The 24486-nt window shown below is 60.4% G+C and carries 24 protein-coding genes; 9 read left to right on the top strand and 15 right to left on the bottom strand.

Annotated features, from left to right (window positions below; genetic code table 11):
- Window positions 1–180: 180 nt before the first annotated feature.
- Window positions 181–1392 carry an MFS transporter gene (locus FW800_RS05710; protein WP_005787935.1) on the bottom strand — a complete coding sequence of 404 codons (1212 nt, stop codon included), beginning with the start codon at window positions 1390–1392 and terminating at the stop codon, window positions 181–183.
- Window positions 1393–1488: 96 nt separating this feature from the next.
- On the opposite strand from FW800_RS05710, the gene FW800_RS05705 reads away from it, so the two are divergent.
- Complete coding sequence (locus FW800_RS05705; protein WP_032880875.1) at window positions 1489–2310, top strand: AraC family transcriptional regulator; 822 nt, start codon at window positions 1489–1491, stop codon at window positions 2308–2310.
- Here FW800_RS05705 and FW800_RS05700 read toward each other — a convergent pair.
- On the bottom strand, window positions 2303–3490 hold the full coding sequence (locus tag FW800_RS05700) for an MFS transporter (protein WP_148853942.1): 1188 nt from the start codon (window positions 3488–3490) through the stop codon (window positions 2303–2305). The genes FW800_RS05705 and FW800_RS05700 overlap by 8 nt on opposite strands.
- 168 nt (window positions 3491–3658) lie before the next feature.
- On the opposite strand from FW800_RS05700, the gene FW800_RS05695 reads away from it, so the two are divergent.
- Complete coding sequence (locus tag FW800_RS05695; RefSeq protein WP_005787940.1) at window positions 3659–4579, top strand: AraC family transcriptional regulator; 921 nt, start codon at window positions 3659–3661, stop codon at window positions 4577–4579.
- Here FW800_RS05695 and FW800_RS05690 read toward each other — a convergent pair.
- Both FW800_RS05690 and proP read right to left on the bottom strand, forming a co-directional pair.
- Complete coding sequence (locus tag FW800_RS05690; RefSeq protein WP_446437191.1) at window positions 4557–5057, bottom strand: GAF domain-containing protein; 501 nt, start codon at window positions 5055–5057, stop codon at window positions 4557–4559. The genes FW800_RS05695 and FW800_RS05690 overlap by 23 nt on opposite strands.
- A gap of 52 nt (window positions 5058–5109) precedes the next feature.
- Window positions 5110–6612 (bottom strand): glycine betaine/L-proline transporter ProP, encoded by a 1503-nt coding sequence (gene proP, locus FW800_RS05685; RefSeq protein WP_005787944.1) that lies wholly within the window; start codon window positions 6610–6612, stop codon window positions 5110–5112.
- A 382-nt stretch (window positions 6613–6994) separates the two neighbouring features.
- Here proP and FW800_RS05680 point away from each other — a divergent pair, with 382 nt between their 5' ends.
- Both FW800_RS05680 and FW800_RS05675 read left to right on the top strand, forming a co-directional pair.
- On the top strand, window positions 6995–7525 hold the full coding sequence (locus FW800_RS05680; protein WP_446437190.1) for a GNAT family N-acetyltransferase: 531 nt from the start codon (window positions 6995–6997) through the stop codon (window positions 7523–7525).
- A gap of 144 nt (window positions 7526–7669) precedes the next feature.
- Window positions 7670–9073, top strand: a complete 1404-nt coding sequence (locus FW800_RS05675) for an MFS transporter (protein ID WP_446437189.1) — start codon at window positions 7670–7672, stop codon at window positions 9071–9073.
- On the opposite strand, the gene FW800_RS05670 is transcribed toward FW800_RS05675, so the two are convergent.
- Window positions 9060–9920, bottom strand: a complete 861-nt coding sequence (locus FW800_RS05670) for an alpha/beta fold hydrolase (protein ID WP_248136068.1) — start codon at window positions 9918–9920, stop codon at window positions 9060–9062. The genes FW800_RS05675 and FW800_RS05670 overlap by 14 nt on opposite strands.
- Window positions 9917–10900, bottom strand: coding sequence for a DMT family transporter (locus tag FW800_RS05665; RefSeq protein ID WP_103735015.1), 984 nt, complete (start codon window positions 10898–10900; stop codon window positions 9917–9919). Before FW800_RS05665 ends, FW800_RS05670 begins: the two co-directional genes overlap by 4 nt.
- 92 nt (window positions 10901–10992) lie before the next feature.
- On the opposite strand from FW800_RS05665, the gene FW800_RS05660 reads away from it, so the two are divergent.
- The gene (locus FW800_RS05660; protein ID WP_446437188.1) at window positions 10993–11901 is read left to right on the top strand and encodes a LysR substrate-binding domain-containing protein; all 909 of its coding nucleotides are present in this window, start codon (window positions 10993–10995) and stop codon (window positions 11899–11901) included.
- A 30-nt stretch (window positions 11902–11931) separates the two neighbouring features.
- Here the strand turns inward: FW800_RS05660 and FW800_RS05655 are convergent, their stop codons facing one another.
- Together FW800_RS05655 and FW800_RS05650 are read right to left on the bottom strand one after the other, a co-directional pair.
- The gene (locus FW800_RS05655) at window positions 11932–13224 is read right to left on the bottom strand and encodes a PQQ-dependent sugar dehydrogenase (protein WP_032880887.1); all 1293 of its coding nucleotides are present in this window, start codon (window positions 13222–13224) and stop codon (window positions 11932–11934) included.
- The gene (locus FW800_RS05650; RefSeq protein WP_005787957.1) at window positions 13221–13646 is read right to left on the bottom strand and encodes a DUF2231 domain-containing protein; all 426 of its coding nucleotides are present in this window, start codon (window positions 13644–13646) and stop codon (window positions 13221–13223) included. Before FW800_RS05650 ends, FW800_RS05655 begins: the two co-directional genes overlap by 4 nt.
- Before the next feature lie 188 nt (window positions 13647–13834).
- On the opposite strand from FW800_RS05650, the gene FW800_RS05645 reads away from it, so the two are divergent.
- Complete coding sequence (locus tag FW800_RS05645) at window positions 13835–14083, top strand: AAA family ATPase (RefSeq protein ID WP_032880889.1); 249 nt, start codon at window positions 13835–13837, stop codon at window positions 14081–14083.
- The gene (locus FW800_RS05640) at window positions 14080–14877 is read left to right on the top strand and encodes a DNA polymerase III subunit beta (protein ID WP_078821254.1); all 798 of its coding nucleotides are present in this window, start codon (window positions 14080–14082) and stop codon (window positions 14875–14877) included. The genes FW800_RS05645 and FW800_RS05640 overlap by 4 nt, the downstream gene beginning before the upstream one ends.
- A gap of 14 nt (window positions 14878–14891) precedes the next feature.
- Here the strand turns inward: FW800_RS05640 and FW800_RS05635 are convergent, their stop codons facing one another.
- Complete coding sequence (locus FW800_RS05635; RefSeq protein ID WP_446437187.1) at window positions 14892–15944, bottom strand: NAD(P)/FAD-dependent oxidoreductase; 1053 nt, start codon at window positions 15942–15944, stop codon at window positions 14892–14894.
- A gap of 14 nt (window positions 15945–15958) precedes the next feature.
- Entirely contained in the window at window positions 15959–16519 is a 561-nt protein-coding gene (locus FW800_RS05630) for a cysteine hydrolase family protein (protein WP_446437186.1), read from the bottom strand.
- 179 nt (window positions 16520–16698) lie between these two features.
- Between FW800_RS05630 and FW800_RS05625 the strand changes: the two genes are divergently transcribed.
- A complete protein-coding gene (locus tag FW800_RS05625) occupies window positions 16699–18897 on the top strand; it encodes an OsmC domain/YcaO domain-containing protein (protein WP_032880895.1) in 2199 nt (732 codons plus the stop codon).
- Window positions 18898–19023: 126 nt separating this feature from the next.
- Here the strand turns inward: FW800_RS05625 and FW800_RS05620 are convergent, their stop codons facing one another.
- Together FW800_RS05620 and FW800_RS05615 are read right to left on the bottom strand one after the other, a co-directional pair.
- Window positions 19024–20190: a cystathionine gamma-synthase gene (locus tag FW800_RS05620; RefSeq protein WP_446437185.1), complete on the bottom strand. Its 1167-nt coding sequence runs from the start codon at window positions 20188–20190 to the stop codon at window positions 19024–19026.
- Window positions 20187–21563: a pyridoxal-phosphate dependent enzyme gene (locus FW800_RS05615; RefSeq protein WP_446437184.1), complete on the bottom strand. Its 1377-nt coding sequence runs from the start codon at window positions 21561–21563 to the stop codon at window positions 20187–20189. Before FW800_RS05615 ends, FW800_RS05620 begins: the two co-directional genes overlap by 4 nt.
- Before the next feature lie 102 nt (window positions 21564–21665).
- Here FW800_RS05615 and FW800_RS05610 point away from each other — a divergent pair, with 102 nt between their 5' ends.
- Window positions 21666–21842, top strand: coding sequence for a hypothetical protein (locus FW800_RS05610; RefSeq protein ID WP_446437183.1), 177 nt, complete (start codon window positions 21666–21668; stop codon window positions 21840–21842).
- Between the two features lie 45 nt (window positions 21843–21887).
- Here FW800_RS05610 and FW800_RS05605 read toward each other — a convergent pair whose 3' ends face one another.
- The 3 genes from FW800_RS05605 to FW800_RS05595 form a co-directional block, all read right to left on the bottom strand.
- Window positions 21888–22370 carry a VOC family protein gene (locus FW800_RS05605; protein ID WP_446437182.1) on the bottom strand — a complete coding sequence of 161 codons (483 nt, stop codon included), beginning with the start codon at window positions 22368–22370 and terminating at the stop codon, window positions 21888–21890.
- A gap of 65 nt (window positions 22371–22435) precedes the next feature.
- Window positions 22436–23155, bottom strand: a complete 720-nt coding sequence (locus FW800_RS05600) for an SDR family NAD(P)-dependent oxidoreductase (protein WP_446437181.1) — start codon at window positions 23153–23155, stop codon at window positions 22436–22438.
- A gap of 65 nt (window positions 23156–23220) precedes the next feature.
- The gene (locus FW800_RS05595) at window positions 23221–24405 is read right to left on the bottom strand and encodes an MFS transporter (RefSeq protein ID WP_078821260.1); all 1185 of its coding nucleotides are present in this window, start codon (window positions 24403–24405) and stop codon (window positions 23221–23223) included.
- Window positions 24406–24486 lie beyond the last annotated feature (81 nt).

Below are 24486 nucleotides of genomic sequence, written 5' to 3'. Positions count from 1 at the left end.
GACCTAAATAACGGATATGTACTCGGTCTGACCCAGCATCCTGATCGGCCCTGAGGCCGCCATCGGGAGCAAGCCCCCTCCCACAGTTTCGGCGTCGCACCAAAGTTGTGAAGATACCTATGCTTACCGGGCGCAAGTCCCTCCCACAGTTTGATCAGGTAAATACTCACCTGCCTTCGTTCAAACCCCCTTGGTCGAAGGCAACAGTATCGTCAAGATGCCCACCAACGGCAGGAACGAGCACAGTTTGTAGACGTATTCGATCCCGTGGTTATCGGCAAGCAACCCCAGCAACGCTGCGCCAATTCCGCTGAAACCGAACATCAGGCCGAAGAATATCCCAGCGATCATGCCCACGTTGCCCGGCACCAGTTCCTGGGCAAACACCACAATGGCCGAGAACGCCGAGGCGATGATGAAACCGATGACCACGCTGAGTACGGCGGTCCAGAACAGGTCGACGTAGGGCAGGGCGAGGGTGAACGGCGCGGCGCCGAGGATCGAGAACCAGATGACTTTCTTGCGGCCGATCTTGTCGCCGATCGGGCCCCCGGCGAAGGTGCCGACCGCCACCGCGCCAAGGAACAGGAACAGGTACATCTGCGAGCTGGCCACCGACAGCTGGAATTTTTCAATCAGGTAGAAGGTGAAGTAGCTGGTCAGGCTGGTCATGTACCAATACTTGGAGAACACCAGCACGGCCAGAACCACCAGGGCGAAAGTCACGCGGCCTTTGGACAAGCCATGGGTCGCCTGGCTGCCCTGTTTGAGCTTGAACAGATTGAGATGGTGACGGTACCAGCGGCTCAAGCCATACAGCACCAGGATCGCGAACACCGCAAACAGGCCGAACCAGGCGATATGGGTCTGGCCGTAGGGAATGATGATCGCTGCCGCCAGCAAAGGGCCGAACGCGCTGCCGGTGTTACCGCCGACCTGGAAGGTCGATTGCGCCAGGCCATAGCGCCCACCGGACGCCAGGCGTGCGACCCGCGAGGTTTCCGGGTGGAAGGTCGACGAGCCGACACCCACCAGCCCCGCCGCGAGCAGAATCGCCGGGAAGTTGCCGACAAACGCCAGCATCAAAATACCGATCAAGGTGCACACCATGCCCGCCGGCAGCAACCAGGGTTTGGGGTGGCGGTCGGTGTGATAGCCGATCCACGGTTGCAGCAGGGAGGCAGTCAACTGGAAGGTCAGGGTGATCAGGCCGACCTGAGTGAAGCTCAGGCCGTAGTTGGCCTTGAGCATCGGGTAGATCGACGGCAGCACGGCCTGGATCAGGTCATTGATCATATGCGCCAGGGCGCAGGCGCCGAGGACGCGCATGACCAGAGGGCTTACCTGGGGTGTCGTGGTGGCAGCGGCGGGTGTCGCGGTGAGGCTCGACATGCGGGCATTCCATACAAGGCAGCGAACAGGGGCAGACAGTACTTTAGCTGGCAGCCATTTCTAATTGTTTCGAAAGCTATGCTAAATTCGAAGAAAATGCCTGTCTCGCGAAATTCGGGCATAAACCATCGCAAAAAGGGCGAAACAATCAAATCCCTAGACAAATTTCTCCAAGAGATCGATGAAGGCGATTGGGCCGTCATCAGCTCGGCCACCGATTATCCGGAAAACTGGGTGATCCCGGAACACAGCCACAACAAGCATCAACTGCTCTATGCCATTGGCGGGGTTATGGTGGTGTATTCGGCGCTGAATCAATGGACGGTGCCACCCAACCGTGGCTTCTGGATGCCGTGCGGGCAAGTCCATTCGCTGCGATGCGTGGGCACGTTGAAGATGCGCAGCGTGTTCGTGCGCCCGGACAGCTTCCCGAACCTGCCAGCCGAGCCGAAGACGGTGACGGTTTCGCCGCTGTTGAGTGAACTGATCAAGGCCTCGGTCAGCCTGAAGCCGCCGTATGCCGAGGACTCACGCGATACCAGGATCATGCACCTGATCCTCGACGAACTGGCGATCCTGCCGGACTTGCCGCTGTCCCTGCCGCAGCCTGCCGACCCGCGCCTCAGCCAGATTTGCCTGGCGTTGCAGGACGAACCGGGGGATGCCTCCACCGTCGCCGATTGGAGCGCGCGCCTGGGGCTGGATCAAACCACCATTCAGCGCCTGTTTCGCAAGGAAACCGGCATGACCTTCGGCCAATGGCGCCAGCAGGCGCGGCTGCTGCTGGCGCTGGAGCGCATTGCGGTAGGGCAGAAGATTATCGATGTGGCATTTGAACTGGGTTACGAAAGCCCCAGCGCCTTTACCAGCATGTTCAAGAAACAGTTTGGCAAGACGCCGAGTCATTTTTTCAGGTAGCACCGCTGATAACACGAGCTTGCACAGCACGGCGTGACGTCAGGCAGGCGAGCAGGGTGGCGACTACCAGCAAGCCGGCACTGAGTTCAAAGGTGGCCTGGTAGCCGCTCAGGTCGAACGCCACGCCGCCGACGGTGGCGCCGGCAGCAATCGCCAATTGGATGATAGCCACCATCAATCCGCCGCCGGCTTCGGCGTCATCGGGCAGGGTTTGCGCCAGCCACGTCCACCAGCCTACAGGTGCGGCGGTTGCCACCAGGCCCCAACTGCCGAGCAATAGCGTGGTTATGATCGTTGAATGGCCCCATTCCACCAGCGCAAGTGCGAGGCCTGCCATGATCAGCGGGATGGCAATCAGTGTCGGGTACAGGTTGTGCTTGAGGAAACGTTCAATCAAAAACGTACCGGCCAGGCCTGCCAGGCCAAGCACCAACAGCATCAACGACAGCGTAGACACCTCAACCCGCGTGACGCTTTCCAGAAACGGGCGCAGGTAGGTGAACAACATGAACTGGCCCATGAAGAACACGCTGACGGCGAACATGCCCAAGGCCACCTTGGGGTTTTTCATCAGGCGCAAGGCATTGGCGGTTTTCGCCTCACCCTGGTTTTTCAGCGCGGGCAGGCTGGCGAGCAGCCATACCAGTGCAACCACCGCGACCGGCACCACGCAGAAGAACGCACCGCGCCAGCCGATGATCCCGCCCAGAAAGCTGCCCAGCGGCGCGGCGATCACCGTTGCCAGCGCGTTGCCGCCGTTGACGATGGCAAGGGCCCGCGGTATCTGCGCTTGCGGCACCAGGCGCATCGCCGTGGCCGCCGACAATGACCAGAAGCCACCAATCGCCACGCCAATCAAGGCTCGGCCGAGCATGAACACCAGGTAATTGGGCGCGAACGCTACCACGGTGCCGGAGATAATCATCAGCAGCGTCAACGCCATCAACAGGCGCTTGCGGTCCACCCGCGTAGCGATCGAGGCGATCACCAGGCTGGTGAGCAGGGCAAACACCCCGGATACGGAAATGCCCTGGCCAGCCTGGCCTTCGGTGATGTGCAGGTCGGCGGCCAACGGTGTCAGCAGACTGACGGGCATGAATTCGGAGGCGACCAGGGCGAACGCGGCGAGCGACATCGCCAGCACCGCGCCCCAACTGCTTTTGGTAGGTGTATCAGACATGGCGTAAACCCGTTAATGCGTAATGGCCTGCGCATTTTCCGGATCAAACCCCATGCTCCATAGTTCGATTCGCCAGATTACTTGCCTGATCCTCTGAGTCTCGCGGTATACCTGGGACTCGCGAGGCGTGCGGGAGTAAAGTTGCGCAAAGAGGCAAAAGAGTCCGTTATGAGCATCCACCCTGCGTCCCTGCAAACCCTCGCGCACTCCATCGAGTCGCGCACCCCGTCGCCCGGAGATTACCCCATGCCGATTCCCGGGCTGGCGTTCTATCGGCGTGAACAACCGGCCGCGCCTGTGGTGTGCATGGTCGAACCGTGCATCGTGCTGGTGGTGCAGGGCCAGAAGCAATTGTGGGCCGGTGGTGAGGGTTACCCCTACGACAGCTCGCGCTTTCTGGTGACGTCGCTGGACATTCCGGCCAACTCGGAGGTGCTGGTCGCCAGCCCCGAGCAACCTTGCCTGGGGCTGACGTTCAAACTGGACTTGCGCATGTTGGCCGAGCTGATTGCCCAAGGTGATCTGCCGCCAACCCGAGAGCGTGCGGTGCTCAAAGGCGTGGGTATCGGTACGGTCACCGACGGTATGCTCAGCGCATTCGCTCGTCTGGTCGCATTGCTTGAGGAGCCTGAAGCCATTCCGGTGCTCGCCCCGTTGATCCAGCGTGAGATTCATTACCGCCTATTGAAAAGCGACCAGGCCGGCCGCCTGCGCCAGATCTGTTCGGTGGACGGGCAGGGTTATCGGATTGCCAAGGCTATCGATTGGTTGAAATTGAATTTCGATGCGGCGCTACGCGTGGAAGAATTGGCAGCGCGGGTGCAGATGAGCGCAGCGACCTTTCACCATCATTTCCGCCAACTGACGGCGATGAGCCCGTTGCAGTATCAGAAATGGCTGCGCTTGAATGAGGCGCGGCGCTTGATGTTGAACGAGCACCAGGACGTGTCCAGCGCAGCGTTCAAAGTGGGCTATGAGAGCCCGTCGCAGTTCAGTCGGGAGTACAGTCGCTTGTTTGGCGTGCCACCCAAGCGCGACATGGTCGCGCTGCGGGGCAGGGCGGGGGTTACTGATCCGGGGCCAGGTTAGCGTAGAAAATGCAGCCGATCAGCCGCGCAAACAGGCTCAGAGTTTCAGGCAGGTTGGGGTCATCGAACAGCATTGCCCGTGAGTCCAGCGCACACAGCGCGCCGAACAGGCGCCCATCGGGCAGAAAGATCGGTGCACCGGCATAGCTTTCGATGGCGTATTGCTTGACCACCGGGCGCGAGGCAAAGCGGCCGTTATGGCTGATCTGCGGGATGAACAGGGCTTGAGGGTCGATGCAGAACTCACTGCACAGGGTGGTTTCCAGGTCGAGTACGTCGTCGACATTGATGCCCATTTGCAGAGGGTCGTAGGTCGAACACACCACCCATTCCAGATCGGTGAATTTGGCAATGCCGGCAAATCTCATCCCGGTCAGGCGCGTGACCAGCTTGAGGATATTGGTAGTCGCTTCGATTTCTGCAATAGCGGCGCGTTCGTCTGCGCTGAGTAACGATTGTGCGGTGACGCTTGAAACCATGCTGGGCACTCCAGTGGCGTGGTCGCTTGGCGCGACCACGCACAGTCAGGTCTTAGTTAATCCGTGGATGCTGCTGCACCAGGTTTTCACGCTTGGCTTGCAGCGCGGCAATCTCGGCGTCGATGTCTTCGATCTTCTGCTCGATGTTGTCGTGATGCTCCTGCAGCAGTTCTTTGGCTTCTTCCATGTCGGAAGCCGCCGGGGCCGCGCCGCGCAGTGGCTTGTTGGCGGTTTCTTTCATGGTCAGGCCGGTGACCAGGCCAACCACGGCAAACACCATCAGGTAATAGGCGGGCATGTACAGGTCGTTGGTGCTTTCCACCAGCCAGGCGACGACGGTTGGCGTGACGCCGGCGATCAGCACCGAGACGTTGAATGCACTGGCCAGGGCGCTGTAGCGCAAGTGCGTTGGAAACATTGCTGGCAAGGTCGAGGCCATCACGCCGATAAAGAAGTTCAGCACGATCGCCAGGATCAGCAGGCCGCTGAAGATCAAGCCGGTCTTGCCGCTGGTGATCAGCATGAACGCCGGGATCGACAGAAACAGCAGGCCGATGCTGCCGGCGATGATGAACGGCTTGCGGCCGATCTTGTCGCTGACAAAGCCAATGAATGGCTGCACGAACAACATGCCGACCATGATCGCGATGATGATCAACACGCCGCTGTTTTCGGCGTAGTGCAGGTTATGCGACAGGTAGCTGGGCATGTACGTGAGCAACATGTAGTAGGTCACGTTGGTGGCCGCGACAATACCGATGCAGGTCAACAGGCTGCGCCAGTGTTTGGTGGCGATTTCCTTGAACGAGACTTTAGGGCCATGGCTCAGGCCTTCGCGGTCGCCCTGTTCAAGCTTGTCGACGTGCTGCTGGAACGCTGGAGTCTCTTCCAGTGCGTGGCGCAGGTACAGGCCGATGATGCCCAGGGGCAGGGCAAGGAAGAACGGCAGGCGCCAGCCCCAGGATTCGAATTCCGCTTCGCCGAGCACGGTGGAGATCAGTACCACCACACCCGCGCCGAGGACGAAACCGGCAATGGAGCCAAAGTCCAGCCAACTGCCGAGGAAGCCGCGCTTGCGGTCCGGGGCGTATTCGGCCACGAAGATTGACGCACCGGTGTATTCGCCGCCTACTGAGAAGCCCTGGGCCATTTTGCACAGCAGCAGCAGGATTGGCGCCCAAATGCCAATGGAGGCATAGCCGGGGATCAAGCCGATGGCGAAGGTGCTCAGGGACATGATCACGATGGTGGCAGCGAGGACTTTTTGCCGTCCGTACTTATCTCCCAAGGCACCGAAGAACAGACCGCCCAGTGGGCGAATCAGGAAGGGCACCGAGAAGGTACCCAATGCGGCGATCATTTGTACGCTGGGGGACGCATCGGGGAAGAACACCTTGCCCAGCACATAGGCGACAAAGCCATACACGCCGAAGTCGAACCATTCCATGGCATTGCCAAGGGCGGCGGCGGTGATCGCCTTGCGCATCTTGTTGTCGTCGACAATGGTGATGTCTTTCAAGCCGATGGGTTTGACGCGTTTTTTCCGTAGTTTCATGCGGGCCACTCTAAAGCTGAACGGGGAGGTGCCATCGCTACGATGGCACCGCTCTGTCAGTTCAGATACAAGTGGACACGAAAAAATTCACCGCATCGGGTGTTTTTTCTCGCATTAGCGAAAATATCGTGTGAGTGCCCTCGCGGCGACGTGCAAATCGACGTCTCAACCAAATTTAAATGTGGGAGGGGGCTTGCCCCCGATAGCAGTGCTGCCAGACGCTTATTTATTAACTGACTCACCGCCATCGGGGGCAGGCCCTCTCCCACATTGGGTCGTCGCTGCTTTGAGCATTTCGTTCGCTTAACTGACTGCGGCGACGATAGCGATATTGGCTAAACTCCGCTCGCAGCCTCATGCCGCAAATAGAGACGTCATTTGTATGCCAAACCGCCATTCACGCCTCATCTACCGCCAACCACGACTGGCCGATGTCCAGCGGTTGTTTGCGATCTTCGGTGATCCGCAGACCAATCTGTTCAACCCGGCCGGGCCCATGCCCGATCTTGCGACGGCTCAACGCTTGTTGGCTCACTGGATGGAGCAATGGGCCACTCACGGCTACGGCTGGTGGGCGATTGCCCGTAAAGAAGCGCCCGAACACATCATCGGGTTTGGTGGCATTGCACCGCTTAACTATCTGACCCAACGACGCATCAACCTCGGTTACCGCTTTGCCGTCGAAGCCTGGGGGCAGGGCTACGCCACCGAGGTGGGCCGTGATGCGTTGGAGCTGGCTTTTGTGACCTTGGGTTTGCCCGAGGTTTTCGGCCTGGTACGACCCGATCATGCCGCGTCGATCCGCGTACTGGAGAAGATTGGGATGCAGCCCTACGGCCTGCTGGACGACGTACCTGGCCAGGCTCCCAGCTTGGTGTTGCGGGTTTGTCATCCTACAACTGCTGGCACCTGACGTTTTTCGTACTGACGTAATTCCTCGATAAACGGCGCTTGTTCCGATTGACACTGCGCAGGCGTCCCGATATAAAAGTCACAGTTGTACGATGACATATGACGTTACATGTGTCCTACCTAACAAAAATAAAAAAGTGATGCCATGAATCTGAACGAGCCCATCAGTGCCTATCGTGTCGGCCAGGCGGTCGGCAGCTATCGCTGGACGATCTGCGCGATGCTGTTTTTCGCGACCACGGTCAACTACCTCGACCGTCAGGTGCTGAGCCTTTTGGCGCCGCAACTCTCGACACAATTTGGCTGGAGCAACACCGATTACGCCAACATCGCCGCGGTGTTCCAGTTCGTCTACGCGATTTCCATGCTGTTTGCCGGGCGGTTTGTCGACAAGATCGGTACCAAGGCCGCGTATGTGGTGGCGATCGGCATCTGGTCCACTGGGGCGATCATGCATGCGTTTTCGGTGCCGATGGGCGAGGGCATTGCGGCGGTCAGCAGCGCTGTCGGCCTGGTGGTGATTCCGGTGTCGATTGCCGGGTTCATGCTGTCGCGTGCCGTGTTGGCGATCGGCGAAGCGGGTAATTTCCCTATCGCGATCAAGGCCACCGCTGAATATTTTCCCAAGAAGGAACGCTCACTGGCTACCGGCATCTTCAACTCCGGTGCCAACGTCGGCGCGATCCTGGCGCCGATCTGCGTGCCGTTGATCGCAGGCTGGTGGGGTTGGGAAGCGGCATTTATAGTCATTGGCATGTTGGGCTTTGTGTGGGTGGCAGTCTGGGCCGCCGTGTACGAAAAACCGGAACAGCAAAAACGACTGTCCGCTGAAGAACTGGCCTATATCCGCAGCGATCAGACCGTACAGCCTTTCACTCCTGAGCCTACGGGCGCCAACGCAAAGAAAGTCTCCTGGTTCAAACTGCTGACTTACCGCCAGACGTGGGCGTTCGCCTTTGGCAAGTTCATGACTGACGGTGTGTGGTGGTTTTTCCTGTTCTGGTTGCCCACCTACCTGTCGGCGCAGTACGGCATGAAAGGCGCCGATATCGTCATGCCGCTGTCGGTGCTGTACAGCATGACCATGGTCGGCAGCATCGGTGGCGGCTGGTTCCCGAGCTACTTCATGGCGCGCGGCGATGCACCCTATGACGGGCGTATGAAAGCCATGCTGGTGATTGCGCTGTTCCCGTTGGTGGTGTTGCTGGCACAGCCTCTGGGTTACCTGAGCTTCTGGGTACCGGTGCTGCTGATTGGCGTGGGCGCCTCGGCGCACCAGGCGTGGTCGTGCAATATCTTCACCACCGTGTCCGATATGTTCCCGCAGAAAACCGTGGCCTCGGTGGTCGGCATTGGTGGCATGGCCGGGGGCCTGGGCGGTGTGGTCATGACCAAGATCGGCGGTTGGGTGTTCGACTACTACAAGTCTGTCAACGACATCCACACCGGCTACATGATCATGTTTGCCATCTGCGCCCTGGCTTACCTGGTGGCCTGGAGCGTGATGAAGGCATTGGTGCCCCGTCACAAGGAAATTACTGATCTTTAGGGGCCGCTTCAGGCAACCGTAGAAACGCCATCAGCGCGGCAACGATGGCTTCTGGTGCATCTTCTTGCACCAGATGCCCGGCATGGGGGATACGCAGGTAGCGTGCCCCGTCCAATCTGCCAGCGAGTGCATCGCCTTGCGCCAGCGGGATCCACCGATCTTCCTCACCCCACAGCAACAGCACCGGGCAACGGACGCTGGCGAGTTGATCTTCTATCGCATCGGTATAACGCTGATCCATTTGCACGATCTGTCGGTAAAAAGCGGCCTGGCCAATCTCGCCCATCCAGGGCGTGACATAAGCTTGCAATACCTCGGCAGGCAGCGGCTTGAAAGCGGCGCCCTGAAGATAGGCGCGCACGATCGCCTCGTGGATGTATGCCGGCGCATCGCTGAAGGCCCGTTCGTGCTGACGCACATGCTGAATCAGCGGCGAACCCCAGGGCGCCAGGGCAACGGGATCGATCAGGGTGAGGCTGGCGTAGTTGCAGCCATCCAGCAGATGCGCGCGCAGTGCCGTGGCACCGCCGAAATCATGGGCGAGTAGATGAGGACGTTCCAGGCCCCAATGTTCAAGCAGTGCGGCCAGCAAGGTGTTTTGCACGCCGAGGGAGATGTCCTGCCCCGGCGCCTTTTGCGACTGGCCGTAGCCGAGCAGGTCGTAATAGAACACTCGACAGTGCTGGGCGAACAATGGCGCGATGCGTCGCCACACATGAGCAGAGAAAGGCGTGCCATGCACCATCACCAAGGCCGGGCCCTGAGTACCGAGTTGGCCCCAGCGCACCGCCTGCCCGTGAAAGTCGAAAGTTTCGCGCAGTGCCAAGGCATCACTCGCGTGGGTCATGATTGAATCTCCCCTAAAGCATCGTGGGTTGTGACGGTCTTTACGTCCGCCAAGATGATACGAACTGCCATTACTACGCCGATCAATACCGCGGCCAGGCCCGCTGTTTCCATGGGCGTTGGCCAGCGCTGGTGAAACCACAAGCCCAGCAGGCTGGCGAACAGTGATTCCAGGGCAATCAACTGGCCGCTCAATACCATGGGCAGGCGCCGCGTCGCGGCGTTCCAGGCCCAGGCGCCGACGACGGTGGACATCATGGCGATCACCAGGCTCCAGGCATACAGCGGCCATGCCTGGCTCCAGCCAGCGCCAAGGGTGGGCAACCGCAACACGCCCAACACGTATAGCCACGGGAGGATGATCAGCGCAGCGGCACCGGCCCCCACTAGCATCAGGGCGGTCCACACACCTGTCACCTTGGCCGGCAGGTGCGCCAGTTGCTGTTGGTTGATCACGCTGAACGCCATCCATAAGGCGACGGCGCCCAAAGAAAAAAACAGACCGGCCAACCAGGAGCCGCTGCCCGAAGAGGGCTGGTGCAGACTGCTGATATTGACCAGCAACAGCCCCACCGAGAGACAGAGCAACGGCATAACCAGTTGACGCCACTGCAGGGTTTTATCGCTGGCGTTGCCTATCAGCGCCAGCAGCACCGGGACCATCCCGACAAACGCTGGCGTCAGCACCGGGCCACCGACGATCACGCCGCCTGCAATGCAAACGCCGTAGCCCAGGCAACCCAGTGCGCCCAGCAGTGCCGCGAGCAGGCACTGGCCATGGCTGAGCATCCGCAGTTGCGCTCGACACACAATCATCCAGACGATGCCCAGCCCGCCGGCTATCAGAAAGCGCACTGCCATCAGATCGTAGAGGCTGTAGGCCCCGGTGACGTAGGGCGCAATGAAGTTCAGTGCCCAGCCAAGGGTGGCGACCACCGCGCATATCACGCCGGTAAAGACTGAAGCTTGGGAAGTGCTCATCAGGCTGATCCATGAAGTAATGGATCCATGGTGCCCAGCCGCACGGCTGTGCTACAAACGAGTTCTCGGCCCTTGATGCATTACCTCAGATTATGAATCTACTTGGCAAAACCTTACCGCCCCTCGCCAGCCTGTTGCCGTTTGAAGCCGCTGCGCGCCTGGAAAGTTTTTCCAAGGCGGCCGATGAGCTGCACATCACCCAGGCGGCTGTCAGCCGGCAGATTCGCGGACTGGAAGATAACCTGGGGGTGAAACTCTTTAGTCGGCGCAACCGTGCGGTGTTCCTGACGCAAGAGGGGCGTGAATTGGGGCGGGTGGTCAGTGCCGCGTTGCAAAGCATCAGTGATGGCGCGGCTCAGCTGCGCACGGCGCCGCAACGCAATCGGGTGGTGCTGTTGTGCCAGTTGTGCGAGGCGTTTTATTGGTTGATGCCGCGCCTGTCGACCTTCCACCAGCAATACCCGCAGGTCGAGATCCAGGTGGTGACCTGTACGCGGCCCATCACGCAATTCGAGGGCCACTTCGATGTAGCCCTGCAAAGTACCCGGCGCGCCAGTGGTGCCCATACGCTGATGTTTACCGCTTCTGATGAAGTGTTTCCGGTGTGCAGTCCCGCCTACCTGTGCCCGCAGCAGCCGTTACCGCTCGGTGAGTTACAGCCTTGCACCTTTTTGCACCATAGCTCTGAGCCTCCGCACTTGATGGAGTGGGATGAGTGGCTGCAGGTGTTCGGGCGGGTGTTGGCCAAAGATGCGCGCAGTGCCACCTTCGACAGCTACCCGCTGATGTTGCAGGCGGCGGTGGAAGGGCACGGTGTTGCGATGGGCTGGCGTCGCACCGCCAGCAGGCTGATTGACAGTGGGGCACTGGTGCGCCCCTGTGCTGAAAGCGTGTTTCTGCCGGAGGCTATTTCGGTGTACAGGCAGCATGGGGCAAGCAGTCGGGGGGAGGTGGCTGCGTTGCTGGCCTGGCTTGAAGCGCAATTGCAGAAGGACGACTGACAGGGGCGTCACCGCCCCTGTCACACCCGGTTATTTATTACGGGTGACGCGCCAAAGGGTATTGGCCAGGTCGTCGGCAATGATCAACGCACCTTTGGGGTCCACCGTCACGCCCACCGGGCGCCCACGGGTCTTGCCGTCGTCACCACGAAAGCCGGTGGCGAAGTCGATAGGCTCGCCCGCCGGCTTGCCATTGCTGAACGGCACAAAGATCACCTTGTAGCCCACCGGCGCGTCGCGGTTCCAACTGCCGTGCTCGCCGACGAACACACCCTCGGCGAATTTTTCACCCATGGCCGGGATGGAAAAGTCCACCCCCAGCGCGGCCACATGGGAACCCAGGCTGTAATCGGGCTTGATCGCCGAGGCTACTTTGGCTGGGTTCTGCGGTTGTGCGCGTGGGTCGACGTTCTGGCCCCAGTAGCTGTAGGGCCAACCGTAGAAGGCACCTTCGCGCACTGACGTCAGGTAGTCCGGCACCAGGTCGGGGCCGAGTTCATCGCGTTCGTTGACCACCGTCCACAGTTGCCCGGAGCCCGGTTGGATGGTCAGTGCCGTGGGGTTGCGTAGCCCGGTAGCGTAGGGTTTGTGCGCGCCAGTGGCCGCGTCGATCTGCCAGACCATGGCGCGGTCAATCTCCACTTCCATGCCGCGTTCGGTGATGTTGCTGTTGGAGCCGATGCCCACATACAGCTGGCGCCCGTCATCACTGACCGCCAAGGACTTGGTCCAGTGGTGATTGATCTGCGCCGGCAGGTCGGTGACTTTGACCGGTGGCGCACTGGCCTTGGTCTGGCCGTCGGCGTAATCGAAACGCACCAGCGCGTCCTGGTTGGCCACATAGAGTTTGCCGTCGGCGTATGCCAGGCCATAGGGGGCGTTGAGGTTGTCGGCGAACACGGTCTTGAGTTCATAGGTGCCGTCGCCGTCGGCATCGCGCAGCAGGGTAATGCGGTTGCCGCCTTTGACCTTGGTGTTGCCCTGAGCCTTGATCACGCTGGCAATCACGTCCTTGGGCTTGAGCTTGGCCGCACTGCCGCCACGGCCTTCGGCTACGAGGATGTCGCCGTTGGGCAACACCAGAGTTTGGCGGGGGATTGCCAGGTCGGTGGCGATGGCGGTCACGCTGTAGCCTTCGGGCACCTTGGGCTTTTGTTCGCCCCAAGGCGTGGGCTCGGCGATCTTCATGCTCGGCAGCAGGCTGCTTTGTTGTTCGGGCAGCTTGGGATCGGGGCCGCGGGCCTGGGTCTTGTCACCTTCGCCGCCACAGGCACTCAGCAACAGGGCAGCGCTGAGCACGGTCAATGTGTTGAGTGGTTTCATCGGGCAGCTCCTGAGCGCAGGTTGGTCAAGCCGATCCAGGTGGCGATGATCGCCAGGGCGGTGACAATCGCCGACAGCACCAGGCCGGTGGGCATCATGGCGTACGCGTCCTTGGCGTGTTGGAAGGCATTGATCAGCCCGAGTACCCAAGTAGCCAGCAACAGCAGGAAATACGCCACGGGGCGCCCGCCCTTGTGTTCGGCACGCACCAGGTTGACCAGCGCAAACAACAGGGCAAAACCACAGAACACCAGCGCCCCGGCTATCAGCCAGGAGGCGAAGTTGGCCCATTGGATCTGGTAACTCTGGCCGTAGGCGATATCACTGAGCAAGGCGCCGAGAAACAACGGCACGGTGCCGGCCAGTAAGGTCCCATGCAGCGGGCCAGGTCTGACGACGGGGTAGGTGGGTAGGGTAGTCATGTCGGTGGCGGCTCCTTATCGTTCTGCACCCTGGACTCAGGGCGCGCTGACTTCGCATAGGAAAGGAGCCTGTCATTTGTCAGAAAGTTCATTGAGAGGTGGAGATGTTTCCTGGCAGATGTACCTGGATGTGTTTACGACGCCAGCGCCATGACTCATCCTGCTTGGCCCCAACAAGGAATCGTTTTATGCCAACCCTGCATCTGTTGTGCGGCAAGATCGCCTCCGGCAAGTCCACGCTCGCCAAAACCCTGGCTGCCGAGCACGCGGCCATTGTGCTCAGCGAAGACCACTGCTGCCGCGCCCGCCTGCATGAGCGTAACGCCCGGGGTGAGCATGACTTTGCCGCGACCGACGCCGAGTTCGACCTGATCACTCGCCACTTCTGCGTGCCGAGTGAAGAAGAAGGGCTGGTGATCAAGGTGCATCGGCCATGAGCACCCAACAACCTGCGGGTATCGATGCCGACGGCTTTATCCTCACCGTCGCCGATGCGCCTATACAACCCGAATTCAAGCCCGTGCTGGTGGATATCTGCGCCACCCTGTCCCAGCCCGCGTTGGGGCTGCACGGGATTTACCTGTATGGCAGCGTCGCACGGGGCCAGGCCGAGGTCGGGATTTGCGACTTGGATCTCACGCTGATACTGATCGAACCACCGGATGCGCCCGTGCTTGAGCAATTGGAGGCGGCTCGAATCGCCTTGGAGCAACGGCATCGGCAAGTCACCAAGATCGATTTCGACATCGGTCATCGTGCTCAAGTCTTGGCACATGAAAACCGAAACAGTTGGGGCTTCTGGCTCAAACATCATTGCCGTTGTGTCTGGGGCGAAGACCTGTCACAGCACTTCGAAGCGTTTCGCCCGTCCCGGGCTATCGCCTTGGCGGTCAATGGTGATTTCGAGCAGGCGCTCACCGGCTATCTGGTGCGCATCGAACAGGCCAGCACTGAACACATACGCCATCGCTTGCAGCGGGAAGCTTCGCGGGCCTTGATCCGCGCCACCCATACCCTGCGCCCGAAAGAAGCACGGATGTGGCCGCATACGCTGGAAGAATACGTCGCGCTATTCGTTGAGCATTACCCCTCGATGCGCGTACACATTGCCTATTTCCTGTTTGAAGCACGCAACCCAAGCGCCGAGTGCGAGACGTTCAGCACGCGATTGCGCGCATTTTTAAGTTGGATGGTTTCAGCGGCTGGAGACAGGAATCAATCGAATGCGTGAGCGCCCGGAATCGTCTAACTCTTTTCAGGATTGAAAAAGCGCTCGGGTCGGCAAGGCGCCAGGGCAGGGGACGTTATGCTCTCCATGATCTCTTCACTGACCAACTGCCCCACGATGGCCGCAAGTGTCACGCCTGGATGCATCACGCAGACATACACACCGTTGGCACTCGGCAACTCGCCAATGATCGGCAGGCCATCGACGGGTATGGGCCTGAGCCCGACGCACGCCAGTTGTGGCTGGATGGAAGTGACGCCCTCAAGCTCACCGGCAATGGCCAGGGCGGTGCGGCGGGCGATGGCGGCGGGCTGATGTTCCGGGGCGTTGCCAAGGTAGTCTTCGGCTGCCAGCCAAATACCCTCTGCACTTTCGCGTACTTCCATTTCAGGGTTGGAAATGAGCGTGTGCACAATCCCGGGCGGGGCGCTGTAGCGGATGAAAATCGCTGGCGAGGCGTCTATCGGCAAGGGCAAACCCAGCAGGCTTGTCAGTGCTGCCGTGCCCGTTCCGGCTGCGAGCACCACCCTGTCGGCATGGATGACGCCCCGGCTGATTTCAACGCCGGTGACCTGCGAACCCTGCCTGCTGAAGCCCAGCACTGGGTTGTGTGTCAGCAGCCTGGCACCGAGGGCCTGGGCGGCGGCTATTAACGCATGGGTGGTTTGTACAGCGTCCAGTGCGCCTTCTTCGGCTTTGAACTGAGCGTATTCAGGCGGGTTTTTCAACTGCGGCTCAAGTGCCTGGATACGCTCACGAGTGATCCGTGAGTTCGCCCTGGGTTGAATGTTTGGGCCGTAACACAGGGCGCCCGTCCAGCGTATCTTCACGTCGGGCAACTCATGTTCCAGGCGGTGATACGCGTCAATCGCAGCACTGCGCAATGAGGCGATGGGGTCGGGTGCGTCGCAGGTAGTGTTTATCCAGGCAAACGAAGTAGCCGTGACCCCGCAAGCAACGTCACCGGCATCGACCACCGTCACCTTCGCACCCTTGCCGGCCAGGTGATAGGCCAGTGAAGCCCCGACGATACCGGCGCCAATGACCACAATGCGCTTGCCCTGATTCATGTCCGCTCTCTCTGTTAACAATGGGTGAGGATTTCACCGCTTTGGAGCACCCTGGCATAGTCCATCGCGAGGTTACTGAGCGATAACGCGTGCACATCTTCGGCGAGCCACAGGCGTCCCGACAAGTCGGTTTGATCAAAAGTAAAACAGGCATCCGCCGCCAAGATTACGTCGAACCCCAAGTTGCCCCCAGAGCGTGCGGTGGCCTCCACTGAGTTATTAGTGATGACGCCTACGATCACCAGTTGTTTGATCGAGCGCATGTGCAGCCAGCGTTCCAGGCCCGTGGCGATGAAGGCATCCGGTACATTTTTTTCCACCACATGCTCGTGGCCCAGGGGTTGCAGCGTGTCCTGGAATTCACAGCCTGGTTGGCCTGGCCAGAACACCGAGCCGGGAGAGCGGGAGATATGCCGCACATGGACGATCGGGCGTTGCGCCTGTCGCCAGGCATTGAGCAACTGTTGTATGCGCAGTTCGGCGTCTGGGTTGTTGCGGCGGCCCAGGGCGGGATCGGCCATGCCTCTCTGCATATCAATGATCACCAGTGCAGCGTTCGTCGTTATCGGTTCCATGGCCTGTCCTTGTAGGGATGAGTATCGCGATTCAAGTGTGGGAGCGGGCTTGCTCGCTCCTACAGGTCGGTTGGACGTTACCACCGATCGGCAACCCACACGCAAAACCCTGAGACTTCCCGGCGAAACGCTTCATAATGGCGGCCATTTTGTTTAGCTCGTTATTCTGGTGTGCCCGCATGGAAATTAAGGTCAACTTTCTCGACAACCTTCGGCTTGAAGCCAAGTTCGATGACTTCACGGTCATTGCCGACCAGCCCATCCGCTACAAGGGCGACGGGTCGGCACCGGGGCCATTCGATTACTTCCTGGCTTCGTCGGCGTTGTGTGCGGCGTACTTTGTGAAGTTGTACTGCCAGACGCGCAATATTCCCACGGAGAATATTCGCCTGTCGCAGAACAACATCGTCGACCCGGAAAACCGCTACAACCAGATTTTCAAGATCCAGGTCGAGCTGCCGGCGGACATCTCGGACAAGGACCGCCAGGGCATCCTGCGTTCCATCGACCGTTGCACCGTGAAGAAAGTGGTGCAGGCCGGGCCGGAGTTCGTGATTGAGCAGGTGGAAAATCTCGACGCCGACGCCCAGGCGTTGTTGATGCCCAATTCCACGTCCGAGGCGGGCACCTACATTGCTGGCAAGGACCTGCCGCTGGAGCAGACCATCGCCAACATGTCCGGCATCCTCGCCGGGCTGGGCATGAAGATCGAGATCGCCTCGTGGCGCAATATCGTGCCCAATGTCTGGTCGCTGCATGTGCGCGATGCGCATTCGCCGATGTGCTTTACCAACGGCAAGGGCGCGACGAAGGAGGGCGCACTGGCGTCGGCGCTGGGCGAGTTTATCGAGCGGCTCAACTGCAATTTCTTCTACAACGACCAGTTCTGGGGCGAAGAGCTGGCCAATGCGCCGTTCGTGCATTATCCGGATGAGCGCTGGTTTCAGCCGGGCCCGGACGATGAGTTGCCGAGTGAAATCCTCGATGCCTACTGCCTGAAGATCTACAACCGCGAGGGCGAGTTGCGCGGTTCGCACCTGTTCGACACCAACTCGGGCAATGAAGCCCGAGGCATTGTCTCGCTGCCGTTCGTGCGCCAGTCCGATGGTGAAGTGGTGTATTTCCCGTCCAACCTGATCGAAAACCTCTACCTGAGCAACGGCATGAGTGCCGGCAACACCCTGGCCGAAGCTCAGGTGCAGTGCCTGTCGGAGATTTTCGAGCGGGCGGTGAAGCGCGAAATCATCGAAGGCGAATTCGCCCTGCCGGATGTACCTGCCGAGGTGTTGGCCAAATACCCTGGCATCCTCGCCGGTATTGAGGGGCTGGAGGCCCAGGGTTTCCCGGTGCTGGTCAAGGATGCATCCCTGGGCGGTGAATTTCCGGTGATGTGCGTGACCTTGATGAACCCGCGCACCGGTGGCGTGTTTGCCTCCTTTGGCGCGCACCCGAGCCTGGAAGTGGCACTGGAGCGCAGCCTCACCGAGCTGCTGCAAGGCCGCAGCTTCGAAGGTTTGAACGACCTGCCGCAGCCGACCTTCGAAGGCCAGGCGGTGACCGAGCCGAACAATTTCGTCGAGCACTTTATCGACTCCAGCGGCGTAGTATCGTGGCGCTTCTTCAGCGCCCAGTCGGATTACGAGTTCGTCGAGTGGGACTTCTCGGGCCATGGCGAAGACTCCAACGCCCAGGAAGCCGCGACGCTGTTCGGCATTCTTGAAGGCATGGGCAAGGAGTGCTACATGGCGGTGTACGAACACCTGGGCGCCACCGCCTGCCGCATCCTGGTGCCGGACTATTCGGAAATCTACCCGGTGGACGACCTGATCTGGGATAACACCAACAAGGCGCTGTTCTTCCGCGAAGACATCCTCAACCTGCATCGCCTCAACGAGGACGAGCTGCAAGCGTTGGTCGAGCGCCTGATTGAAAGCGAGCTGGACGACTACACCGACATCACCACCCTGATCGGCATCGAGTTCGACGACAACACCGCGTGGGGCCAGTTGACCATCCTTGAGCTGAAACTGCTGATATTCCTGGCCCTCAAGCAGTATGAAGAAGCCAAGGAATGCGTGGAGATGTTCCTGCAGTACAACGACAACACTGTCGAGCGCGGCCTGTTTTACCAGGCGATGAATGCGGTGCTGGAGATGGAGCTGGATGACGACCTGGAGCTGGCCGACTACGAGGCCAACTTCCGGCGCATGTTCGGCAATGAGCGCATGGACGCGGTGATCGGTTCGGTGGACGGCAGTGTGCGGTTCTACGGGTTGACGCCGACCAGCATGAAGCTCGAAGGGCTGGACCGGCATCTGCGCTTGATCGACAGCTACAAGAAGCTGCACAGTGCACGAGCCAACATCACCCAAGGCTGATTACGCAGTTGATTTAATGTGGGAGGGGGCTTGCTCCCGATAGCGGTGTATCAGTCAACAAATACAGTGACTGACACCCTGCTATCGGGAGCAAACCCCCTCCCACATTTTGCTCGATATTTGACGTTAGATGTGTGCCAAGGCTTGGGCTAAATCCGCTCGCAAATCCTCCACATCCTCAACCCCCACCGACAACCGCACCAGCCCATCACCAATCCCCAACTGCGCCCGCGTGGCCGCCGGGATGCTCGCGTGCGTCATGATCGCGGGGTGTTCGATCAGGCTTTCCACGCCACCCAGGCTCTCGGCCAGGGCGAAGATCCTGACGTTCTCCAGAAAGCGCCTGGCACCGGCCAGGTCACTGTTCAAATCCACCGAAATCATCCCGCCAAAACCGCGCATTTGCTGCTTGGCCAGCTCGTGCTGTGGGTGGGATTTCAGGCCGGGGTAGTACACCCGCGCCACTTGCGGTTGCTGTTCCAGCCAGGTGGCCAGCTCCAGGGCATTGCTGCAATGGCGCTCCATGCGCAGCGCCAGGGTTTTCACGCCGCGCAGGGTCAGGAACGCATCGAACGGCCCGGCAATCGCACCGACCGAGTTTTGCAGGAAGCCCAGGCGTTCGGCCAGGTCCGGATTGTCACCGACAATGGCGATACCGCCGATCACATCGGAATGCCCGTTCAGATACTTGGTAGTGGAGTGCACCACGATATCGAAACCCAGTTCCAGCGGCCGCTGGATCCACGGGCTGGCGAAGGTGTTGTCGGCCACGCAGATAATTCCGCGGGCACGGCAGATGCGTGCGACGGCGCGCAGGTCGGTGAGGCTCAGCAGTGGGTTGCTCGGGGTCTCGACCCAGACCATGCGCGTGTCGTCCTGCAACGACGCTTCAAAGGCCGACAAGTCGCTCAGGTCGATATAGCTGAAACGGTGCCCAGCGCTGCGCTGGCGCACCTTGTCGAACAGCCGGAAGGTGCCGCCATACAGGTCATTGCCCGAAACGATATGCGCACCGGCATCGAGCAATTCGAGCACGGTGGAAATCGCCGCCAGCCCCGAGGCAAATGCAAACGCCTGGCTGCCGCCTTCAAGGTCGGCCACGCAGCGCTCCAGGGCAAAACGCGTAGGGTTGTGGGAGCGGCCGTAGTCGAAGCCCTTGTGCACACCGGGACTGTCTTGCAGGTAGGTGGAGTTGGCGTAAATCGGCGGCATCAGCGCGCCCGTGGTCGGGTCGGGTGCCTGCCCGGCGTGGATCACACGGGTGGCAAACGCGCTTTTATTGGGCTGACTCATGCAAGGGTTCTCCGTAGGTGGTTAAGAAGGTCGACGCGGGTGATCAGGCCATGGAAGCCCGAGGCGTCGGCAATAATGGCGACCAGGCCGCGATCCAGCTCCGCCTGCAACTCGGCCAGGCTGGCGCTGGGGGGCAGGGTGTGCAAGGTGTCGGTCATGGCGCTGGCGACGGTCATGGAAAAGTCCGCCGCGTCATGGTGCAGGCCCAGCAGAATGTCCGATTCGTCGATCACGCCCGCCAATTGTTGGCCGTCTACCAGCACCGGCAGTTGCGACACATCCGCCAGGCGCATGCGTTGGAACGCAGTGAGCAGGGTGTCGTCGGGGCTCACGCTGATCACGCGGCCGTCTTCGAAGCGGCGGGCGATCAGGTCGCGCAGGTCGCCGTAATGCTTGTACTGCAACAGGCCGGCGTCGTTCATCCATTGGTCGTTGTAGACCTTCGACAAGTACCGCGTGCCGGTGTCGCAGACGAAGGTCACCACACGCTTGGGCGTGGTTTGCTCACGGCAGTAACGCAGGGCGGCGGCTAGCAGGGTGCCGGTGGATGAGCCCCCGAGAATGCCTTCGGCCTTGAGCAACTGGCGGGCGTGGTCGAAGCTTTCTTCATCGCTGATGGAGTAGGCGTGGCGCACGCTGGAGAGGTCGGCAATCGAGGGGATGAAATCCTCGCCGATGCCTTCCACGGCCCAGGAGCCGGGCGTTTCCAGCTGGCCGCTGCGGCTGTATTCGGCCATTACCGAACCCACCGGGTCGGCCAGTACCATGGCCAGATCTGGCTGCACGCGCTTGAAGAAACGGGTCAGCCCGGTGAGGGTGCCGGCCGAGCCGACGCCCACCACAATTGCGTCGACATCATGCTGGGTCTGCGCCCAGATCTCCGGCGCGGTGCTGGTCTCGTGGGCCAACGGGTTGGCCGGGTTGTTGAACTGATCAGCAAAGAACGAGTCCGGAATATCCTTGGCCAGCCGTGCCGCCACGTCCTGGTAATACTCCGGGTGGCCCTTGCCCACATCGGAGCGGGTGATATGTACTTCGGCGCCCATGGCCTTCAGGTGCAGCACTTTCTCCGTGGACATCTTGTCGGGCACTACCAGCACCACCCGATACCCCTTGGCCCGGCCTACCAGCGCCAAGCCCAGGCCGGTATTGCCTGCGGTGGCTTCGATGATGGTACCCCCAGGACGCAAGCGCCCATCACGCTCGGCGGCGTCGATCATGGCCAAGCCGATGCGATCCTTGATGGAACCGCCAGGGTTTTGCGATTCAAGCTTTAGAAACAGCGTGCAAGGGCCGGTATCGAAGCGGCTGACCTTGACCAGCGGCGTGTTACCGATCAGTTCAAGTACGGCAGGGCGGGAAAGGGTAGGCATGTCGTCACCTGGTTACGGGATGGGCACAGGGTGGGGGACAGCAAATCACAGCATGGCTTGAAACATAGGCCGGTATCGCCCGGGTCGCAACCGGGCGGTCCGATGCATGACTTTTTTTGGCGCATGGGGGAGGGCGCGCAATTCAGGATTGCACTGAAGATCAAAGGTGGGAGTTGGCTTGTCGGATTGCCGACCCATACCTACCTGACGCCACGCGATCCAAATGTGGGAGCTGGCTTGCCTGCGATGGCGGCGGTGCTGTCGGTATTCATTGCCTGACCCACCGCCATCGCGGCCTCGCTAAGGCTCGAGCGCTCCCACAGTTCAGTTCCCGGCAATGGCGGCGTTGATGGTAGCGATGTCGATTTTGGTCATTTTCATCATCGCCTCAAATGCACGCTTGGCCACGGCCGGATCTTTACTGGTGACCGCATCGACCAACACCCGTGGCGAGATCTGCCACGACAACCCCCATTTGTCCTTGCACCAGCCGCAGGCGCTTGCCTGCCCACCATTGTTGACGATGGCATTCCACAAGCGATCGGTTTCTTCCTGGTCATCCGTAGACACCTGAAAGGAAAACGCCTCACTGTGCTTGAACATCTGGCCGCCATTCAGGCCGACGCAGGGGATACCCAGCACGGTGAATTCCACGGTCAACACTTCGCCCTGCTTGCCGGCCGGGTAGTCGCCAGGCGCATGGTGAACGTTCCCCACTTTACTCTCGGGAAAGGTGTTGGCGTAGAAGGTCGCCGCCTCCAGGGCATCGTTGTTGTACCAGAGGCAGATCGTATTTTTGTTGTTCATCGCAAGGCTCCTCGGGTTGGAAGGTGCGTGAAGTCTAGACGATAACCGCGGGCGTTCCGCCCCGTTCAGAACCGCTCATCCAGGATCGCCGGCAAGGTAATGTCCTTGACGAAACTGGCCGGGGACAAGTTCAGCGTCATGCGCACCACTTGCACCACGTCATGCACCGGAATCGACTGGCCTTCACCGCGTTGCGCCGCCACTGCGAGCGGTGTGCTCAACGGGTCTTCGGTGTTCAGGTAGCCCAGGTTCAGGCAGGTCACGCCCAGGCGCTGATGCCGATAGCCTTCACGCAAGGCATCGGCAATCCCGCGCAACGCAAACTTGGAGGCACCGAAGGCCACCTCCGGGCGGCCACTTTGCGGCAGGCCGGAGGTCGAGCCAGTCAGGATGATCCGTGGGTTGGCGCTGTCGAGCAGCACCGGCAGCAGGCGTTTGATCAGCAGCAAGGTAGCGGTGATGTTGCGCGTGACAATGGCTTCGAGCTGCTCATCACTGTCGGCCAAAAAGTTGTACGCCGGGTCGAAGGCAAATTCTTCCCAGATACCCAGGTTGTAGATCAAGGTATCCAGCCCACTCTCGGCCACCGAGGCTTCAATGGCCTGGGCAGCTTTGGCGGGTTCGGCCAGGTTGGCTTCGATCCAATGCACCTGCACATCAGCCTTGTGGTTGAGCTGTTCTGGACGGCTGCGGGATACACCGATCAGCGTATCCCCGGGTTCGCCCAACCCCTCGATCAGCGCCTTGCCCAGGCCTTTGCTGGCGCCCACTACCATGGTTTTCATTACGCGTCTCCTTGACTGAAGGGCGTAGTTATAAGGCAGTTGGGTGAGGCTTTCCAGCCTGCTGTTCAGGCTTGCACAGCTTCCCGGCAAGTGCGCAAACCCGCACGCCGCGAGCGCCAGGCCAAACCCAGCACCATCAGCAAGCCCAGGCCCGCCATGATTGCACCGGCCAGGGAAATGGCCGGGTAGCCCAGACCGGCGTTGATCACCGCGCCACCCAACGCCGCACCAATCGCATTGCCAAAATTGAACGCGCCGATGTTCATCGCCGACGCCAGGTTAGGCGCATCCTTGGCGGCCTCCATCACACGCATCTGCAACGGCGGTACCAGCGCAAAACTGGCGGCACCCCATAGCAGGATCGACACGGCGGCAGGTAGCGGCCATTGCATCAGCACCGAGAAGGCCAGCAGCACGGCAATCAACACCACCAGCGAGGTGATCAAGGTACGGTCCACCGAGCGGTCGGCCGACTTGCCGCCCCACACGTTGCCCAGGGTCAGCCCGATACCGAACAGCACAAGCATCCCGGTGACGAAGTTGGTCGAGGCGTGGGTGACGTTGCGCAGAATCGGCGCGATGTAAGTGAACACCGTGAACATCGCACTGGAGCCCACCACCGTCAGCGCCAACGCGGCCAGCACCGGCCCGCGGCCCAATACGCGGATTTCCGCCATCAGGCTGCCGCCTTTAGGCGCGGGTGCATTCGGCAACGCCCACCACAGCGCCGCCATTACCACCGCACCGAGGCCGCTGATACCCCAGAACGCCGTGCGCCAACCAAAGTTCTCGCCAAACCAGGTCGCCAGCGGCACGCCGCCAATGGTCGCCAAGGTCAGCCCGAGAAACATCGCCGCGACCGCTCCCGCGCGTTTCTCCGGCGCTACCACGCTGGCTGCCACAATCGAACCAATGCCGAAAAACGCCCCGTGGTTCAGCGACGTCACCAGCCTTGCGATCATCAAGGTCTGGTAGTTGGTGGCCAGCGCCGACAATAAATTGCCCAGGGTAAAAATCGCCATCAGCCCGATCAGCAAATAACGACGCGGCACTCTCGCCGTGGCGAGGGTCATGATCGGCGCGCCGATCAGCACGCCCATGGCATAGGCACTCACCAGCAGTCCGGCGGCTGGAATGGATACGCCAAGATCGGCGGCAATACCGGGCAACATGCCCATGGGCGCAAACTCCGTGACGCCGATGCCGAAGGCACCGATGGACAAGGCTACAAGGGGTGGATTGATACGCATGGTTGACTCCTCATCTGTGTGCCGAATGCTACAATCCAGCCTTTTTAAGCAGTAGCCCTTGCTCGGGAACTACAGCTTTGC

The organism is Pseudomonas sp. 910_23 (assembly GCF_052850795.1).
Note: the sequence above shows the minus strand (reverse complement) of the source record. Positions and strands in the feature narration are given on the sequence as shown.